This is a genomic window from Lysobacter sp. A378 (assembly GCF_054052125.1).
Genome location: NZ_JBSVRK010000001.1, coordinates 240,798 through 258,733 on the forward strand (window position 1 = coordinate 240,798; position 17,936 = coordinate 258,733).

The following is a 17,936-nucleotide window of genomic DNA, read 5'->3' on the forward strand; positions in this document are numbered from 1 at the left end:
GGGGCAGGCATCACTCGCGCCGCCGGAACGGCAACACTACGCCGCGTTGGTCATCCTCGGGCCGATGCCACAACACCGGCACGTCATCGGGCGAGGCTGGCTCCAGGCTGTCGCGCTGGTCGCGTAGCGCTTCTGCCGCCGCTTGCTCCTCTTCCAGATCCCAGCTGTACTTCTTGCGTGGGGGTTGCGGGTCCAGCCGACGCCACAGCAAGGCGGCAAGCACCCCACCGATGGCGCCGCCGAGGTGGGCCTGCCAGGACACCCCGACCTCGCGCGGGAACACCGTCAGCAACATGCCGCCATAGAGGAAGAACGCGATCATCGCCGCTGCAATCGCCGGCCGGTCGCGGCGCAGCAGGCCGAGCACGAACACCAGGAACATCAGGCCGTGGGTGATGCCACTCGCGCCGAGGTGATGCGAGCCGGCCTCGCCCAGCAACCATGCGCCCAGTCCCGATCCCAGCCACATCAGCGGCAGTGCGCGCACCGTGGCGCGCGGGTACATGCCGCCGGCGAGCGTGCCCAGCATCAGCAGCGAGATCGCATTGGCGACCAGATGGTCGAACGAGCCATGCAATAGCGGCGCCCCAATCACGCCCAGCAGGCCGACTACCGACCACGGCTGCACCATCCAGTCGCGCAGGTCGACGCTGCCCTGGGCGGAAAACACCACCACCAGCAGCAACACGAACCCCAGGCTGAGGTTGAATGCGCCCATCCAGCGCTTTCGGTCCACCGCGCGCTGGGTCTTGGCGTCCAGCGGGCGGGCTTCAATGTCATCAGTGGCAGCCATCACTCAACTGTGGAGACCGCGGCGGCAAATACAAGGCTTGCGGCCCCGGTAGAATGGCCGGATGAACAATGCAATCGCTGCTGCCATCCCCACCGTCCACCTGAAGAACGCCTGGAAATCCTCGCACCCGTGGATCTTCCAGAGGCTGGTCGCCAAGCCCGAAAAGCGGCCCAGGTCCGGCGAGATCGTCGATGTGATCGGGGTGGATGGCGACATGATCGGTCGCGGCTTCTACAACGGCCACTCGCGCATCGCCCTGCGCATGCTCGACCACAACCCCAATGCGGTGATCGATGCGGACTGGTTCGCACGCAAGATTGCCGCGGCGGTATCGCTGCGCCGGGACGTGCTGAAGCTCGACGAGGTCAGCGATGCCTGGCGCGTGTTCCACAGCGAGGGCGACGGCATCTCCGGTCTGGTGATCGACCGTTACGCCGACTTGCTGGTGCTGGAGTTCTTCAGCGCCGGTGCGTTCCGCTACCGCGAGTGGATCCAGGCGGCGTTGCGCGAGCAGTTCCCCGGTTGCCGCTTCTACATGTTTGCCGATGAGCATGTGCAGAAGCAGGAGAGCTTCGACTTCCGTGGCACCGAGCCGGTCCAGCCCAGCGTGATCACCGAGCACGGCATCAAGTTCCGCGCCGATCCGTGCGGGGCGCACAAGACCGGCTTCTTCGCCGACCAGCGCGAGAACCGCCAGTGGCTGAGCCAGCACGTCGAAGGCAAGCGCGTGCTGGACCTGTGTTGCAACACCGGCGGCTTTGGCATCTACGCCGCGGCGCGCGGTGCGACCGAGGTGGTCGGGGTCGATATCGATGCCGACGTGCTGTCGATCGCCAAAGGCAACGCCAAGCTCAACAACGCTCACGTCAAGTTTATCCAGGCCGATATTTTTCCGTGGCTGCGCGATGCGGGCAACGCGGGCGAGCAATACGACGTGGTGATCCTGGACCCGGCCAAGATGACCCGCGACCGCGAGCAGGTGATTCCGGCGCTGAAGAAATACCTGGACATGAACAAGCTGGCGATGAGCGTGGTCAAGCCCGGTGGGCTGCTGGCGACGTTTTCGTGCACGGGGCTGGTGGCGGAGGATCAGTTCCTCGACATGATCCGGCGCGCGGCGTTCTACTCGAACCGCACCGTGCAGATCCTCAAGGTCGCCGGTGCCGGCGCGGACCACCCGTGGCTGGCGCAGGTGCAGGAGTCGCGTTACCTGAAAGCGGTGTTCTGCCGGGTGCTGGACTAAACGCTGCCGCAACAGCAACAGCAACCGCAACCGCAACCGCAACCGCGGGAGCGTATGCGGGCGCCGGATGGGCGACGCCCGGTGCGGGTATTGCTACTCGGTTCGGGCGGCCATCCTTGGCCGCACTCACCGCCGTGCGCCATCCATGGCGCACTCTCCGCAATACCCGCATCGGACGCCGCTTCGGCGTTTGGCTGTCGGCGGTTCTTTGAGTGAGCGTCATCTCCCAACAAACCGTCATCCCCGCGAAAGCGGGGATCCATGGACTTTAGGCCGTTGATCGGCACCGAAACAGCAGCCGGTGGGGCAGGAGGTGGCCTGTGGGGGGATTGCGGAAAAGCGGGCCATGGATGGCCCGCGGCCCGCCTCAGGGCAGGATGCCCTGACGAAGGGCTGGAGCAATCCCCCCGCAGGCCGCCTCCTGCGCAGGACGGGCGCTCCGAAGCCGGTAGAGCTACAAGGCGCGCCCGTCGTAAGGGTGGACCGGGATTGCCTCCAGATCGATGTCTTCCAGGCAGCGGATGTTGATCGCCGCTACTGCGTTGCCCTTGGGGTCGACGCCCTCACCGTACGGATGGATCCCGCAGGTAGCGCAGAAGCGGTGTTCAATCAGGTGCTTGTTGAAGGTGTAGATCGACAGCGCGTCCTCGCCGGTGACGCGCAGGCGGTCGCGTGGCACGAACCACAGCAGCGAGCCCTTACGCTGGCAGATCGAGCAGTTGCACGACACCGCGGTACCGATCTCGCCGTCGGCTTCGAACGTTATCTTGCCGCAGTGGCAGCTTCCCTTGTGGGTCATCGCGGGCCTCCTTCATCGGCCGATGGGGTGTGGTGACGATACTCTCCCGCCCCCGCGTCTCAACTGCCGCGACGGCGCCGGATACACTGGTGGCATGCCTGAATCCTCATTGCTGCTGATAATCCTGCTGCTCGCGGTCCTGGTCGCGATCGTATTGCTGGTCCTGCTGTTGCTGCGCAAGCCCGATGCGGTGCTGGAGGCCCACCGGGCCGGGCTGGAGCAGGCCTTGCGCGATGAGCAGCGCGACGGCCGCGGCGAGTTGCGCCAGCAGCTGGACAGCATCGCCCAGCAGCAGGACACGCGCATGGAAGGCTTCGGCGGCAAGCTGACCGAGCTGACCGTGCGTACCGACCAGCGGCTGGACCTGTTGCGCGACGCGCTGCTGGAGGACGCGCGCAAGGCGCGCAGCGAGGGCGCCGAACTGCAGCAGCGCTCCAGCGATGCGGTCGGCCAGCGGTTGACCGAGTTGACCCAGCGCAACGAGCTGCGCATCGGCGAGATGCGCACCACGCTCGAGCAGAAGCTTCGCGAGCTGCAGACCGACAATGCTGCCAAGTTGGAGCTGATGCGCGCGACCGTTGACGAGAAACTGCAGACCACCCTGGAGACGCGGCTGGGCGAGTCGTTCCGGTTGGTGTCGGAGCGGCTGGAGCAGGTCCAGCGCGGGCTCGGCGAGATGCAGCAGCTGGCCAGCGGTGTCGGTGACCTCAAGCGCCTGCTGACCAACGTCAAGACCCGCGGCACGTTTGGCGAGGTGCAGTTGGGTGCGTTGCTGGAGCAGGTGCTCACCGTGGAGCAGTTCGACTGCAACTACGCCACGGTGCCGGGCAGCAGCCAGCGGGTCGAGTTCGCGGTGCGCCTGCCCGGCACTCGGCCGGACACCCCGGTGCGGTTGCCGATCGATGCCAAGTTCCCGCGCGAGGATTACGAGCGCCTGCTGGATGCGCAGGACCGGGCGGACGCGGAGGCCGTCGCGGTGTCGTCGTTGGCGCTGGAGCGCCGTATTCGCGATGAGGCCAAGAAGATCCAGCAAGCCTATGTCGCCCCGCCCCACACCACCGATTTCGCGTTGATGTTCCTGCCCACCGAGGGCCTGTTTGCCGAAGTGCTGCGCCGCCCTGGTCTGTTCGAGAGCTTGCAACGCGAATACCGGGTCACCGTGGTCGGCCCGACCACCCTGCTGGCGCTGCTCAACAGCTTGCAGATGGGCTTTCGCACCTTGGCGATCGAGCAGCGCTCCAGCGAGGTCTGGCAACTGCTGGGCGCGGTCAAGAGCGAGTTCGGGAAGTTCGCCGGGGTGTTGGAGAAAACCCGCAACCAGCTCGACACTGTGCGCAACAGCATCGACGCCGCCGGCGTGCGTACCCGGGCGATCGAGCGCAAGCTCAAGGGCGTGGAGACACTACCGGCCGACCAGAGTCAACGCCTGCTGGGTGCCACGCTCGAGGTTGATGATGAAGACGAGGGTTGAGCCTGGCTCTCAGTTGCCCGGCGGCATGACCGGCATTGCACCCACCGGCACGATCGGGTTGTCGTCTTCCAGCAAATAGTCGGGCAGCGCGGTCTCGCCTTTGTCCTGCATGCGCTCACCAAAGATCTGGTAATCGCGGCGTTGCATCCACGCGTCGCGAACCAGCGCATAGTCGTCGGCGGCGCCGACACGCAGGCTGTCGGTGGCCAGCAGCTGGGTACGTACGTTCACCAGCTGCAGGCCCTGCAGCGGTATCCGGACCTTGTCTTCTTCGATCTGGCGCAGCGGGCTCAGTGGCGCGTCACCCACCATGCCGAACACGTCACGGATGGTGCGTGGCCCGAACAGCGGCAGCTCGACGTAACGCGAACGCTCCCAACCCCAGATCCCCAGGGTCTGGCCGAAATCTTCGCTGCGGTTGTCCAGCGAGGCGTCACTGGCCGGGTCGAAGATGCCGCCGATGCCCAGCGTGGTGTTGAGGGCGAAGCGCCCAAGCGACTGCGCCGCCTCCGCCGGCTTGCCCTGCAGCAGTGCATTGACGGCGGTCACCGGCTGGCCAAGGTTGCTGAAGAAATTGCTCACGCCCAGCCGGATCGGGCGTGGCACCGCAGCCACGTAGGCACGTGCCAGGGGCCGTGCAACGGCGCGGTCAATGAAGTTGTTGAACACGTGCATCTTGCGGTTGTAATTTTCCCACGGGTCGTAGGCGCCGCGTATCCGGGCCGGCTCGGGCAGGGTTGGATCGGCGACCGGGTCATAGGGCTGGCCATAAATCGCGTTGAAGTCGAGCTCCGCCGGGGTGGGCGGGGCTTGCGCGCTGCCGGGCCCGCCGCCTGCCGTTTCCACGATCCCGGCCGGTGGTGTGTCAGAACCGTCGGTGGCCGCGATCTGGGCCGAGGTGTCTGTCGCGGCCGGAGCCATGGCCTGCTCCGCGGCCGGGGTCGATGCACAGCCGACGGCACCAATGGCCAGCACGAAGGCCAGCGCGGGGCCGCAGAAGGCGGCAGCATCCCTGTCACGACGAGGGCTGATGGATTTTTGCACAGACATTGGGGGATTCTAAGGGACGATCGGGGCAACCAGGACCAGCGGGGGCGGGACGTTGAATCCCGTTACCTGGTTCCGGTCACTCAATGGGAGAAATCCAGGTCCGAGCCAAGCCGGTAGGCGGCACGAAGCTCGGCCAAACCCACCGGATCACCCACGATGGCGACTTTGCCAGCGCGCGAGGCCAGCTCGGCCAACAACGCCACGCCGGCGCTATCGACCCGGCTGACCTGACCCAGCTCGAAGCGGATAACGGACTGCAACTGCGGCAGGGCGGATTTCCACAAGGCGGGCACGGCTTCGCGTTCCAGCGCGCCGTTGAACACCAGCGCATCGCCATCGCGTGAAACCGTTGCGGGCCGGGTCGCCATGGCTACTTGGCGTCCGCCTGCAGCTTGCCGGCTTCCAGATCAGCGGCAACTTCGGCGATCGACTTGCGCGACAACGGGGTGTCGAACTGGTTGCGGAAGGTCTGGATGAAGCTCACCCCTTCCACCATCACGTCGAATACCTTCCATTGCCCGCCGACCTTGTGCATCAGGTAATCGACCGGAATCGGTTGGCCGCCCTGGCGCAGGAACTCGCTGGATACCTTGACCATCGAGCCGCCACGCAACGGGCTCTCGGAATTCACCCGGACCTTCAACTGGGCGTTGAAGTCCAGCAGCGATGAGCCGTAGCGCTGCATCAGGTTGCTGGTCAATGCATCGGCAAAGCGTTTGACGTCGGCATCGGAAGCGCCACGGCCATGACGGCCCAACACCAGCCGCGCGGCGTAGTTGGCGTCGAACATCTGGTCGAATTCACCGGCGATGAACGTGCTCAGCGCGGCGCGATCGGTGGTGAACTCGTCGCGACGGGCTTCCAGGGTGGTCAGGATGCGGGTCGCGTTGTCGAGCACCAGCTTGCTGGGCGCGGTGGCCGGCGCGGCGGTCTCGGCCTGAGCGGGCGCACCGGAGGCGAACGCGAGGACAGGCGACGTCGTCAGCACGGCGGCGGCCACCAGGGCAGCCAGTACGGTCGGGATGGGATTGCGAGTCATGGCAGTTATTCCTTGACGGGGGCAGGTTCGCTTTCCTGCAGGTAGGCCGGCACGTCGGCAGGGGCGGGTGTATCGGCATTGCCGGCGGGTGTATCGCCATTGTCCGGACCGCCGCTGAACATGTACTTGCCGACCATCTGGATCAGGTCGACCGACGACTGGGTAAGGAAGATCTGGTCGCCGGGCTTCAGCGGCTCCAGGTCACCGCCAGGTTGCAGCCCGATGTAGCTCTCGCCGAGCAGGCCGGAGGTCAGGATCGCCGCGCTGGTGTCCGATGGCAGGTCGTTGTAGCGCTCATCGATGGCCAGCGTCACCACCGAATCCAGCTTCACCGGGTCCAGGGTGATATTCGACACGCGACCAATCGCCACCCCGCCAATCTTGACCGGGGCGTTGGCGCGCAGCGGGCCCAGGTTGCTGAAGCGGGCGGTGATTTCGTAATCGCTGCCGCCAAACCAGCCCAGCTTGCCATTGGTGGAGCTGATCGCCAGCACCAGCAGCGATGCCAGCGCGAGCAGCAGGAACGCGCCAACGGCGAATTCGATACGGGGGCTACGGTTGCTCATGGTGTCTACCTTGGTGCTTGCGCGCATCGATTAGATGCATGGGGTTGTTGATGCATGGTGCTACTGGAACAACAGTGCGGACATCACGAAGTTCAACATCAGCACCAGCAGCGAGGCGTTGACCACCGCCTTGGTGGTGGCGACCGAGGTGCCTTCGATGGTCGGCTCGGCGTGGAAACCGACGTAGGCGGCGACCAGCGCGGCGACCGCGCCGAACACGGCGGATTTCACCATCGCCATGCCGAAGTCATCGACCAGATCGACGCTGTCGCGCAATACCTGCCAGAAAATACCCGAGTCCACGCCGATCACGTGCACCGCTTCCAGGTAACTGGCACTGATCGCCAGCGAGCAGAAGAACCCGGTCAGCAGCGGCACGCACAACACCGCCGCCCAGAACCGTGGCGCCACCGCCTTGCCGACCGGATCGATGCCCATCAGGCCCAGCGCGGTGATCTGGTCGGTGGCGCGCATCAGGCCCAGCTCGGCGGCGATCGACGAACCGGCGCGGCCGATGAACAACAATGCGGTCAGTACCGGGCCCAGTTCGCGGTAGATGCCCAGCCCCAGGATCATGCTGACCTGGTTGCTGGCGCCGTAGGTGTCGAGTGCGCGATAGGCCAGCAACGTCAGCGATAAGCCGACGAACGCGCCGCCAACGGCGATGATTGGCAGCGAACGTGCGCCGATCTTGTAGATCTCGCGGACCAGCTCGCGGAACAGGTCGACACTGGGCACCGAGGCACGCAGCACCGACAAGGTAAACAGGCCGGCGCGGCCAACGGAGCGGGTAGCGGCAGCCAGGGCCATCAGGCGACTTCCTTGGTGGTTGCGGTGGCGGGGTTGCCGGGCTCGGTGCCACGAAGTTCGGCGCCGCGAGGCAGCGCGTCAAAGCCGATCGGACCGTCCGGGTTGCCGTCCAGGAACTGCCGGACCAACGGGTCGGTGCTGGCCTCCAGCGCGTCCGGGGTGCCGGAGAACACGATCGTACCGTTGGCGATCACGATGGCATGGTCGGCGATCGGCAAGGTCTCGCGGACGTGGTGGGTGACTACGATGCTGGTCAGGCCAAGGCTGTCGTTGAGCCGACGCACCAATTCCATCACCACTCCGCTGGCAATCGGGTCCAGCCCGGTCAGCGGCTCGTCGTAGATCATCAGCGGCGGGTCCATCGCCAGCGCCCGCGCCAAGGCGACCCGGCGCGCCATGCCGCCGGACAGCTCGCGCGGGAAGGCGTCCGCTGCCGCGCGCAAACCGACCGCGTGCAGTTTCATCCGCACCAGTCGCTCAATCACCGGTTTGGGCAGCCGGGTATGGGTGCGCAAGGGCAGGGCGACGTTCTCGGCGGCGGTCAGGTCGGTCAGCAGCCCGTTGCCCTGCAACATCACCCCGATGCGCTTACGCAGTTCCAGCAACGGTCGCGACGCGCGCGGCATCGGCTGGCCGAAGATCTCCACCGAGCCGGCCGCCGGCCACAATTCACCGGTCAGCGCCGCCAACAGGGTGGACTTGCCGCTGCCCGACGGACCCAGCACCGCGACCACCTGCCCGCGCGGGACTTCCAGGTTGATATCGCGCAGCACCACCTGGTCGCCCCGGTCGAGGCGAAGGTTGTTGACGCGGACGATGGGGTTGGAGTCGGTCATCGGCAAGGATTGGCGCGCCGGCATGCAGGCGCAGACATCGCGCAGCTTGGTGGGCGGCACCTGAACAAGGGTTGTCGACATTGTCGCAGGGTGTTGCCGCTCGCGCAGGCATTGGGGCCAGTCGCGGCGTTTGCGACGGCGCTGCGGCAAGATGAGAGCATGCCCGACGCTGCCGATTTCCGCCTCTACCATTCCAACGCACTTGATCTGCTGGCCAACCTGCTGGCGGCGGAGTTGCGCACGCCGGCGCCGGGGCAGTCGCTGCTGACGCCCGATATCGTGTTGATCCCGCAGGTGGCGATGCGGCGTTGGCTGCAGGCGACGCTGGCGCAGGCGCATGGGATCGCGGCGAACCTGGAGTTCCTGACCCCGGGCGAGTTTGTCCAGCGGGCGCTGGATGCCAACGTGCCCGGCGCGGCGGATGATCTGGCTGCCGACGCGCTGCACTGGCAGCTGTACGGCGCGCTCACCACCCCGGCACTGTTGCGCGAGCCGGCGTTGCGGGCGCTGGCCAGCTACCTCGCCGATGGCGACGCGCTCAAGCCATGGTCGTTGGCGGGCGAGCTGGCCTCGGTGTTCGAGAAGTACCAGGCCTGGCGGCGCGACTGGCTGCTGGCCTGGGAGGCCGGGAAATCCCCGCTCGATCCGCAAGCGGTGCTGTGGCGTCATATCGCGGCGGGTAAACGCCATCGCGGGCGCCGGATCGACGACTATCTGCGCGGCTTTGCCGAGCCCGGCGCGCCGTTGCCGGCCGGGCTGCCATTGCGGCTGTTCGCGTTCGCGACGCTGAATATCTCGCCGGACGTGTTGCGGGTCATTGCAACCCAGGCCCGGGTCGGGGTGCTGCATTTCTACCTGCCTACCCCGACCCGGTCGTACTGGGGCGACCTGCAGACCCTCGCCGCGAGATTGCGGGCGCAGGCGGCCGACCCGTTTGCCGATGACGGTGCGGACAACCCGCTGTTGCAGGCCTGGGGCGCGGCCGGGCGCGACTTCATGGCGGTGTTGGGAAACTACGAGGTGGTGCATCCCTCGGGCGAGATCGCGGCGTATGTCGATCCGGAGCAGGCCGGCAATTCGCGCACGTTGGCCGAGGACGGGCTCGCCGACAGTCTGTTGAAGCGGCTGCAGGGCGACTTGTTCCATCGCCGCGCCACGCCGTCGGGCGCGTTGCGCGCGGGGGTGAATCGCAACGACCCCAGCCTGCAGGTCCACGCCTGCCACACCCGGCTGCGCGAGGTGCAGGTCCTGCACGACCAACTGCGTGGTCTGTTGGAGGACCCGCGCTTCGATCCACCGTTGCAGCCGCGTGAGATCGTCGTGCTCGCCCCCGACATCGATCCCTATGCGCCGCATATCCAGGCCGTGTTTGGCGGCTTGGCGGCCACGCCGGCGTTCATCCCGTACGCCCTGGCCGACACCAGTCCGCTGGCGTCAGAGCCGCTCGCCGAAGTGTTCCTGCGCCTGCTCGAACTGCCGATCTCGCGTTTCGGGTTGAGTGAAATCCTCGACTTGCTGTCCAGCCCACCGATCGCCGCCGCTGCCGGCCTGGACGCCGCTGCGCTGGAGCGCCTGCAGGGCTGGCTGCAGGCGGCGGGTGCACGCTGGGGCATCGACGCCAGGCACCGCCAGCAACACCAGGCGCCACCTGATGACGCCTACACCTGGGCTTTCGCACTGGATCGCCTGCTGCTGGGTCATGCCAGTGGCGATGACGCTGAAATCGCCGGGGTCGCGCCGTGGCCGGGGCTGGAGGGCGGCGCACTGGATGCGCTGGACGCGTTGATCCGCTTGCTGCGCGTGCTTGCACGCCACCAGCGCATGCTTGGCGCGGCCATGACACCCCACCAGTGGCGGGACCGTTTGCTGGAGCTGCTGGCGGCGGTCCTGCCGCTGGCGCCGCAAGAGCCGGCCGACCAGCGCGCGTTGGAGCGGTTGCGCAGCCAGATCGACGCCTTCGCCGATGCCGCAGTGCGGGCAGGGTACGAGTCCGCGGTGCCGCCGGAAGTGGTGCGGGCATACTTCAATGCTCAACTGGCCGAAGCCGATACCCGTGCGCCATTGCTGACCGGCGGGGTGAGCTTCGGCCGCATGGTGCCGATGCGTCTGCTGCCGTTCCGGGTGATCTGCGTGCTGGGCATGAACGATGGCGACTACCCGCGTCGCGACCCGGCCGCCGGCCTGAACCAGTTGACCGCGGAGCTGGGCACCGATCGGCGCCGCCATGGCGACCGCTCGTTGCGCGACGACGACCGCTTCCTGTTCCTGCAACTGCTGGCCGCGGCGTCGGACGTGTTCTATCTCAGCTACCTGGGCGCCGACCCGCGCGACGGCAGCGTGCGCGAGCCATCGGTACTGGTATCGGAACTGCTGGATGCCGCGGCCGGCTACCACCAGGCCGCGCCGGACGATCCCGATCGCGATGGGGTACGCAAGGCGCTGGTCGTGCATGAGCCCTTGCAGCCGTTTGCCCCGGCGGCATTTGGCAGCGACGACGAAGACGGCCTGGAGCCGCGCCGTTACAGCTACCGCGGCGAATGGCATCCAGCAGCCAGTGTCGGCGACCATCGCCGCGTTCCGGTGGCGCGCTGGTTGCTCGATCCGCTGCCCGCCGGCGAGCGGGTCGAACGGGTATCGCTGGCCGACCTGCGCAACTTCCTGCGCGATCCGGCTGCGGCCTTCCTGCGTCAGCGCCTTGCGCTGCGACTGCCGGCGGCCGCCGACGCCGTGGACGACGGCGACCCGCTCGCTCCGCCTCCCGCCGGCCTGCAGCGTTGGCATCTGCAACAAGCGGTATTCGGGGCGTGCGTGGACGGCGAGCGTGGTGGTCGGCCCCCGAACGCCTTGCACGAACGCCTGCGCGCGCAAGCACTGTTGCCTTCCGGCCCGCTGGGCGAGCACCAGTTGCAGACGGTGTTGCGGCAAGTGCAACCGTATGCCGAGGCGTTCGTGGAATGGCGCGGCGACAAGCCGGCGCACAACGAGGATTTCGAACTGGAGCTCGATGGCGTGCAACTGCATGGCCGGATCGAGCAGGTCCATGACCACGGCTTGCCACGTTTGCGCTACGACAAGCTGCACGGCCCCGCCCAGATCACCCACGGACTGGACTGGCTGGTGCTCGGCGCGCTGGGCATGGCACAACCGCTGGCGCAGTTTTTCCAGACCGGTCGTGGGCCCGGCCCCGTAGTGCGTGAGCCGGCAGCCACCGAGCCGGCGCGCGCTGCATTGGCCGCCTTGTTGCGGCTGCGGGCCTGGGGGCTGCGTGAGCCATTGCCGTATGGCCCGCGTGCCGGCTGGGTCTGGTACGACGCCGACAACGATGAAAAAGGCTGGGCGGCGGCGCTCAACCAATGGCATTCCGAGCGCGGCTTCAGCGAAGGCGCAACCGACAGCGCGGTGCTGGCGCTGCGTGGACGCGATCCATTTGGCGATGACGAGCTGGCCCAGGAGTTCCGCCGCATCGCCCGGATCGTGTTCGATGCCGTGGTCCGCGGCATCGATGCGGAGGCCGTATGAGCAACAGTGCGAGCAGCAGTGTGAGCAGCACCGAGGACGATGCCATCGCCATCACCGATCCCTACCTCGACATCGCGTTGTCCGGGGTGCAGCTGATCGAGGCCAGCGCCGGCACCGGCAAGACCTTCACCTTGGCGACCCTGGTCACCCGGCTGGTGGTCGAGCGCGACCTGCGGCTGGGCCAGATCCTGGCAGTGACCTTTACCGACGCGGCCACCCAGGAACTGCGCGCACGCTTGCGCAAGCGGCTGGCGAAGGCGGCGAGGATCGCACGCGCGCTGGCTGCAGATTCGACGGACCCGCTGGCCGGTGCCGACCCGGGCAACCCTGGCTTGACCGGCGACGGCGCGGTCATCGACGCCTGCGCGCACGACGACCCCGAAAGCCGGCTGACCCGGACCATCATCCAGCGCCAGTTGCAACATGAGGATGCCAACGTGCTGGCCGCCCGCCTGCACCGTGCCGAACTGGAAATCGACCTCGCGGCGGTGTTCACCATTCACGGCTTCTGCCTGCGGGTACTGAGCGAGCACGCGTTGCTGACCGGACAGGCGTTCTCGCCGCCGGAGCTGATCGGCAATGACCGCGAATTGCGTGATGAGGTGGCCGCCGATCTGTGGCGCAGCCATGGCGCCCAGCCCGACGATGCGCCGCTGCTGCACGTGCTGTGGAGTGCTGGACCAGAGGCCTTGGCCCAGGACCTGGGCGCCTTGTTGCGTGCGCCGGAACTGATGCCGCCAAGGCCGAATGGAACACCGGACCCGCTTCCCGACCTGGAACGGGCCGCCGTCGGTTTGCGCACCGCCTTCGCGGAGCACGGCGATGACCTGCGCAAACAGCTGGACGACGCGATCGCCAACAAGGTGCTCAACGGCAACAGCTACCGCGCAGGACTGCCCGACCAACTGTGGGCGGAATTGCGTGGCTGGTGCGTGGCGGGCGTGGCCACCGCCGACATCGATGACCGGATCAGCCGGCTGACACCCGGCCAACTGGCACTGAGAACCAACAAGGACCGGCATGCCGGTACGCCGACGTCCCCGTTGTGTGAGGCTGTTGCCGGCTTCATTGCCGCCCGTGAGGCGCGCGGCGAATGGCTCGCCGCACAGGCGTTGATCCTGCTGCACCGTATCCGTGACGAGGCCGCGGCGCGACTGCGACAACTCAAGCGCACCCGCCGAGTCCAGGGCTACGACGACCTGATCGATGGTGTTGCCGACGCCCTCGAAGGCCCGCATGGCGACGAGCTGGCGAGGCAGCTGCGCGCGCAGTACGCGATCGCGCTGGTGGATGAGTTCCAGGATACCGACGCGCGGCAATGGGGAATCTTCCGACGGGTATTTGGCCCCGACTCTGGTGCCGTCGACGCCGCCACTGGCGCCACCGACGCGGGCCCCGCGCTGTTCCTGATCGGTGACCCCAAACAGGCGATATACGGCTTCCGCGGCGGCAACGTGCACACCTATCTGGCCGCCAGCCGAGATGCGGTGATCGCACCGCCGCTGACGCACAATTTCCGCTCCCGGCCGGGTGTGTTGCGCGCGATCGAAGCGCTGTATACGCAGGCCGGCGAGGACGCTTTCATCGACTCCGGCATCCGCTTCCGCAAGGTTGAGCCGGGCGCGGGCAACAGCGATGCCGACTACCAGCGCAACGGCGCCAACGCGCCGGCGTTGACTGTGCGGCAGATACCAGTGGCGAGCGATGACAAACCGTACAAGGCCGATGAATCGCGCGCGGCGGTGACCCGCGCCTGCGTGGCCGAGATCCATGCCGTGCTTGGCGATGCCCGCGCCGGCAAGGCCACCATCAAGGGCCAGCCGGTGCAGCCCGGCGACATTGCTGTGCTGGTACGCGATCACAGCCAGGCATCGCGCATGCAGGCCGCGTTGGTGAATGCCGGCATTGCGGCGGTGGCCGCCGGCAAGCAGAGCCTGTTCCAGAGCGAGCAGGCCAATGAATTGCTGGCGGTGCTGGAAGCGTTGCTGCAGCCGGCCGACGAAGGGCGCCTGCGGGCCGCATTGGCGACGGTGCTGGTCGGCATCGATGCGGCCGGAATCGACCGCCTCGACCACGACGACGACTGGCGTCAGCAGCAACAGATGCAGGCACTGGGTTGGCGCGAGCGCTGGCAGCGACACGGCGTAATGGCGCTGGTGTCGGAACTGTGCGCGGCCAATGCCGAGCGCCTGCTTGGACTGGTCGACGGCGAGCGCCGGCTGACCAATCTGATGCAACTGGGCGAACTGCTGCAGGAGGCGGGCGCGAAGGCCGTGGGCATGCATGGCCTGCTCGACTGGTTGCATGCCCGCATCGCCGACGCCGACCCCAATGACGATACCCAGCTGCTGCGGCTCGAGTCCGACGCGCGCCGGGTGCAGATCCTGACCTTGCACAAGAGCAAGGGACTGGAGTTCCCGCTGGTGTTCCTGCCGTTTGTCGGTATCGGCAGGAAACCCGGCCAACCCGCGCGCCACTGCCAGGTTCCCGATGAGTGTGGCGGCGTGTTGCATTGGAAAGCCGGTGATCAACAAGACCCGGCGCTGTGGGTCGGCGCGGTAGAAGACTGGCAGCGCGAACAGCAGGCCGAGGATGCCCGGCTGTTGTACGTCGGCCTGACCCGGACCCGGCACGCGCTGTGGCTCGCTTGCGGTCCCCTGTACCAGTCCGCGAACGCATCGGTGCAGCCCATGCTGGCCGACGCGGAGCGGCTGCGCGAGCATGCCGACATCGTGGTGGATGAAGACGAATTGCCTGCGAGCCTGCCGCCGCTGGCGGCGCAATCCAGCAGTGCGGTACCACCGGCGCGGATCGCGCAACGCAACTTGCCGCGTGACTGGTGGGTCTACAGCTTCACCCAGTTGAGCAAGGCCGATGCGGGTCTGGGCGAGTCCACCAGTGCCGCCAGCATTGCCAATGAGCGTGGCGCCAGCGACGAGCCCGTGCTCGATGAAGGCATGCTCGATGAAGGCACGTTTGAGGAAGGCACGCTTGAGGAAGGCGTGCAGGATGCCGCCGAAGGTTCCGGTGCGGAGCCCGTCGCGCCGGTGCCGCTTGATCAACATTTTGATCATCGCTTCAGTGGCAGCCGCTTCGGCAACGTCCTTCACGACGCGCTGGAGCACGTCGACTTCCATGCCTGGTCCGGCTGGCGCGCCGCGGCCGCGCCCGAGGGCCAGGCCGCGCCGTTGGCCGCGGCATTGCGGCGCGGCGGCTATCCCGACGCCGATATCGACGAGGGCGTCGTCGAGCTGACGTCGCTGGTCGGCCGCACCCTGACCGTCACGCTTGCCGAGGGCGGGCGGCTGTGCGAGCTGCCGCCCGATGCGCGTCGGGCCGAGTTGGAGTTCCATTTCGCCATGCAACCCACCTCAACCGAAGCGTTGCTGTCGATCCTGCACGCACACGGGGTGGTCAGTGAGCGCCGGGCCTTTGGCGCCAGGCGACAGCTGGAAGGCTTGATGACCGGCAAGATCGACTTGACCTACACCCGCGACGCCCGTTGGTACCTGCTCGATTACAAATCCAACCGGTTGCCCGGCTACGACGCGGCCAACGTGGCGCGCGCGATGACGCACAGCGAGTACGACCTGCAGGCGCTGGTCTACACCGTCGCCCTGCACCGCTGGCTGCGGTTCCGGCTGGGCGGGGACTATGACTACGAGCGCGATTTCGGCGGCACGCGCTATCTGTTCTGTCGCGGTTTGGCGATCGGGACCAGCACGGGCATCCACGCCGCCAAGCCAGCGTTTACGCTGGTCGACGGGTTGGATGCGTTGTTTGAAGGCGGGGCCAACCGATGACTTTGTTCGACCAGCTGAGACGCAGCGGCGGCTTGCGCGCCATCGACCACGCATTGACGCAAAGCCTGCGGCGGCTCGAACGCGGCGACCCGTCGGGAACCATCACCGACGACAGCCCCGTTGCCACCCACGACTGGGTGCTCAGCGGTGCCGCGCTGGCATCGCTGGCGGTGGCACACGGTCACGCCGGCTTCGACCCGGCGCAACCGGGCTTGCTGCTGGATGCGGCGATCGACTGGCCCGATGCGGACGACTGGCGCGAGGTGCTTGCCGCGTCGCGCTGGGTCACCACCCCGGCAGCGCAGGCGGTGGCGCCGACCCATGCGCCATTGGTGCTGGACGGTGGCCTGTTGTACCTGCGCCGCTACCGCGAATACGAACGTCGCCTGGCCCTGCGCCTGCAGGAAATCGCCGCACACACGCCGGCCGCGGGCGACATGACGGCACTGGCGCCGGTCTTCAGCGCGTTGTTCCCGCAGGCGGGTGACGGCGAGGATCGTCAAGCCCGCGCCGCCACGCTCGCTTTGGTGCGCTCGTTGTTGCTGGTGACCGGCGGGCCCGGCACCGGCAAGACCACCACCATCGCCCGCTTGCTGGTGCTGTTGATCGCGCAGGCCAGGCTGAAGGGCACGCCACCGCTACGCATCGCGCTTGCCGCACCGACCGGGCGCGCCGCTGAACGCATGGCCGAAAGCCTGCGCGCCGCCGCGGGGACGATGCGCGAGCTGGCCGCGTTCGCCCCGGCATCGCCCGACGCCACACTGCTGGACGCGTTGCCGACCGAAGCGAGCACCCTGCATCGCCTGCTCGGCACCGTTCCTGACAGCCCATCTTTCCGCCATGGCATCGACAACCCGCTGCCGTTCGATGTGATCGTGGTTGACGAGGCCTCGATGGTGGACCTGCCATTGATGTGCAAGCTGGCCGAGGCGGTGCCTGAGGGCGCGCGCCTGATCCTGCTGGGCGACCCGGACCAGCTGCCATCGGTTGAAGCCGGCGACGTGCTGGCCGGTATCGTCGAAGCCGCCGGCGCCGGTGATGGGCTGCCGTCCGGCGTCACGACGGGTCTGGCTGGCCACCGTGTGCAACTGCAACGCGGCTATCGTCAGACCGGTGCGTTTGAGCTGGCCGCGCTCGCCGATGCCGTGCGTGCTGGCGCTGCGGACACCGCACTGGAACTGCTCAGAAGCGGGTCCCTTGCCGGTGTGCACTTCCACGAGAACCTGCTGGATCCCCTGGACCGGCGCCAGTCCCACCGCGACATTCTGCTGTCGCATTGGCGCGCGCTCGGTGATGCGCCCGACCCGGCCACTGCATTGGCGCGGGCCGGACGGGTGCGCCTGCTGACCGCTCTGCGCGACGGCGCGCAAGGCGCACGTGGATTGAACGAGCGCATCGAGGAGGCACTGGTGGGTCGCCAGCGCGGGGGCTACTTCCAAGGGCGGCTGTTGCTGGTCACCCAGAACAGTTACCGCCATCGCCTGTTCAACGGCGACATCGGCATCTGCCTGCGCGATGACCGGGGGATGCTGGTGGCCTGGTTTGCCGATAACGGCATCGACCGCAACGTTGCGTCGGCAGCCGACGGGCCCGCTCCCTCCACGCGTCACGAGGGGGTGCGGGCCTTTCATCCAGCCGCGCTGCCGGCCCACGAGAGCGCCTTTGCGATGACCGTGCACAAGGCACAAGGCTCGGAATTCGATGAGGTGTGGTTGCAGTTGCCCCGCCAGGACGGTCGCGGCGTGTCGCGCGAGCTGGTCTATACCGCACTGACGCGGGCGCGAAACGAGCTGCATCTGTGCGCCAGCGAGGCGGTATTGCGCGGCGCATTGGCGCGTCATGCGGGGCGGGTATCCGGGCTGGCTCGGCGCCTGTGCCAACCGCAAAGCGGTGGATGAACGAGGTCCCCCTGTTCATTCATTCCTTCACTCCAGCACGATCAGGCCGCTCCTAGTGTCGTGGCATCCGGTGCCGCAAGCCGGGTACCCCCCCCACAACGGAGCAAGC

At 67.4% G+C, this 17,936-nt stretch carries 13 protein-coding genes; 5 read left to right on the plus strand and 8 right to left on the minus strand.

The window, feature by feature from the left end; translation table 11 throughout:
- Positions 1-10: 10 nt before the first annotated feature.
- Positions 11-793, minus strand: a complete 783-nt coding sequence (locus tag ACW7G1_RS00995; protein WP_456977908.1) for a rhomboid family intramembrane serine protease — start codon at positions 791-793, stop codon at positions 11-13.
- Between the two features lie 61 nt (positions 794-854).
- Between ACW7G1_RS00995 and ACW7G1_RS01000 the strand changes: the two genes are divergently transcribed.
- Positions 855-2,036, plus strand: a complete 1,182-nt coding sequence (locus ACW7G1_RS01000; RefSeq protein WP_456977909.1) for a class I SAM-dependent rRNA methyltransferase — start codon at positions 855-857, stop codon at positions 2,034-2,036.
- 454 nt (positions 2,037-2,490) lie between these two features.
- Here ACW7G1_RS01000 and ACW7G1_RS01005 read toward each other — a convergent pair whose 3' ends face one another.
- Positions 2,491-2,835 carry a GFA family protein gene (locus tag ACW7G1_RS01005; protein WP_456977910.1) on the minus strand — a complete coding sequence of 115 codons (345 nt, stop codon included), beginning with the start codon at positions 2,833-2,835 and terminating at the stop codon, positions 2,491-2,493.
- Positions 2,836-2,929: 94 nt separating this feature from the next.
- On the opposite strand from ACW7G1_RS01005, the gene ACW7G1_RS01010 reads away from it, so the two are divergent.
- Positions 2,930-4,306, plus strand: coding sequence for a DNA recombination protein RmuC (locus tag ACW7G1_RS01010; protein WP_456977911.1), 1,377 nt, complete (start codon positions 2,930-2,932; stop codon positions 4,304-4,306).
- Positions 4,307-4,315: 9 nt separating this feature from the next.
- On the opposite strand, the gene ACW7G1_RS01015 is transcribed toward ACW7G1_RS01010, so the two are convergent.
- From ACW7G1_RS01015 to ACW7G1_RS01040, 6 genes are all read right to left on the minus strand, one after another.
- The gene (locus tag ACW7G1_RS01015; protein ID WP_456977912.1) at positions 4,316-5,356 is read right to left on the minus strand and encodes an MlaA family lipoprotein; all 1,041 of its coding nucleotides are present in this window, start codon (positions 5,354-5,356) and stop codon (positions 4,316-4,318) included.
- Positions 5,357-5,436: 80 nt separating this feature from the next.
- Positions 5,437-5,724 (minus strand): STAS domain-containing protein, encoded by a 288-nt coding sequence (locus ACW7G1_RS01020; protein ID WP_456977913.1) that lies wholly within the window; start codon positions 5,722-5,724, stop codon positions 5,437-5,439.
- Positions 5,725-5,726: 2 nt separating this feature from the next.
- Positions 5,727-6,395 (minus strand): MlaC/ttg2D family ABC transporter substrate-binding protein, encoded by a 669-nt coding sequence (locus ACW7G1_RS01025; RefSeq protein WP_456977914.1) that lies wholly within the window; start codon positions 6,393-6,395, stop codon positions 5,727-5,729.
- 5 nt (positions 6,396-6,400) lie between these two features.
- Positions 6,401-6,961, minus strand: coding sequence for an outer membrane lipid asymmetry maintenance protein MlaD (mlaD, locus tag ACW7G1_RS01030; RefSeq protein ID WP_456977915.1), 561 nt, complete (start codon positions 6,959-6,961; stop codon positions 6,401-6,403).
- Between the two features lie 60 nt (positions 6,962-7,021).
- A complete protein-coding gene (locus ACW7G1_RS01035; protein ID WP_456962709.1) occupies positions 7,022-7,771 on the minus strand; it encodes an MlaE family lipid ABC transporter permease subunit in 750 nt (249 codons plus the stop codon).
- Entirely contained in the window at positions 7,771-8,607 is an 837-nt protein-coding gene (locus tag ACW7G1_RS01040; protein WP_456978801.1) for an ABC transporter ATP-binding protein, read from the minus strand. The genes ACW7G1_RS01035 and ACW7G1_RS01040 overlap by 1 nt, the downstream gene beginning before the upstream one ends.
- 159 nt (positions 8,608-8,766) lie before the next feature.
- Here ACW7G1_RS01040 and recC point away from each other — a divergent pair, with 159 nt between their 5' ends.
- Genes recC through recD form a run of 3 tightly spaced genes read left to right on the plus strand, consistent with a single transcriptional unit; the run spans position 8,767 to position 17,827 of the window.
- The gene (recC, locus tag ACW7G1_RS01045) at positions 8,767-12,126 is read left to right on the plus strand and encodes an exodeoxyribonuclease V subunit gamma (RefSeq protein WP_456977916.1); all 3,360 of its coding nucleotides are present in this window, start codon (positions 8,767-8,769) and stop codon (positions 12,124-12,126) included.
- Positions 12,123-15,929 (plus strand): UvrD-helicase domain-containing protein, encoded by a 3,807-nt coding sequence (locus tag ACW7G1_RS01050; protein ID WP_456977917.1) that lies wholly within the window; start codon positions 12,123-12,125, stop codon positions 15,927-15,929. The genes recC and ACW7G1_RS01050 overlap by 4 nt, the downstream gene beginning before the upstream one ends.
- Positions 15,926-17,827, plus strand: coding sequence for an exodeoxyribonuclease V subunit alpha (gene recD, locus ACW7G1_RS01055; RefSeq protein WP_456977918.1), 1,902 nt, complete (start codon positions 15,926-15,928; stop codon positions 17,825-17,827). Before ACW7G1_RS01050 ends, recD begins: the two co-directional genes overlap by 4 nt.
- Positions 17,828-17,936 lie beyond the last annotated feature (109 nt).

Excerpts from the sequence above, each read along its gene's own strand:
- recC (WP_456977916.1), top strand. The coding sequence starts at position 8,767 with ATGCCCGACGCTGCCGATTTCCGCCTCTACCATTCCAACGCACTTGAT.
- ACW7G1_RS01005 (WP_456977910.1), bottom strand. The coding sequence starts at position 2,835 with ATGACCCACAAGGGAAGCTGCCACTGCGGCAAGATAACGTTCGAAGCC.
- ACW7G1_RS00995 (WP_456977908.1), bottom strand. The coding sequence starts at position 793 with ATGGCTGCCACTGATGACATTGAAGCCCGCCCGCTGGACGCCAAGACC.
- ACW7G1_RS01035 (WP_456962709.1), bottom strand. The coding sequence starts at position 7,771 with ATGGCCCTGGCTGCCGCTACCCGCTCCGTTGGCCGCGCCGGCCTGTTT.
- ACW7G1_RS01040 (WP_456978801.1), bottom strand. The coding sequence starts at position 8,607 with ATGACCGACTCCAACCCCATCGTCCGCGTCAACAACCTTCGCCTCGAC.
- ACW7G1_RS01015 (WP_456977912.1), bottom strand. The coding sequence starts at position 5,356 with ATGTCTGTGCAAAAATCCATCAGCCCTCGTCGTGACAGGGATGCTGCC.
- ACW7G1_RS01010 (WP_456977911.1), top strand. The coding sequence starts at position 2,930 with ATGCCTGAATCCTCATTGCTGCTGATAATCCTGCTGCTCGCGGTCCTG.
- ACW7G1_RS01025 (WP_456977914.1), bottom strand. The coding sequence starts at position 6,395 with ATGACTCGCAATCCCATCCCGACCGTACTGGCTGCCCTGGTGGCCGCC.
- ACW7G1_RS01020 (WP_456977913.1), bottom strand. The coding sequence starts at position 5,724 with ATGGCGACCCGGCCCGCAACGGTTTCACGCGATGGCGATGCGCTGGTG.
- recD (WP_456977918.1), top strand. The coding sequence starts at position 15,926 with ATGACTTTGTTCGACCAGCTGAGACGCAGCGGCGGCTTGCGCGCCATC.
- ACW7G1_RS01000 (WP_456977909.1), top strand. The coding sequence starts at position 855 with ATGAACAATGCAATCGCTGCTGCCATCCCCACCGTCCACCTGAAGAAC.
- ACW7G1_RS01050 (WP_456977917.1), top strand. The coding sequence starts at position 12,123 with ATGAGCAACAGTGCGAGCAGCAGTGTGAGCAGCACCGAGGACGATGCC.
- mlaD (WP_456977915.1), bottom strand. The coding sequence starts at position 6,961 with ATGAGCAACCGTAGCCCCCGTATCGAATTCGCCGTTGGCGCGTTCCTG.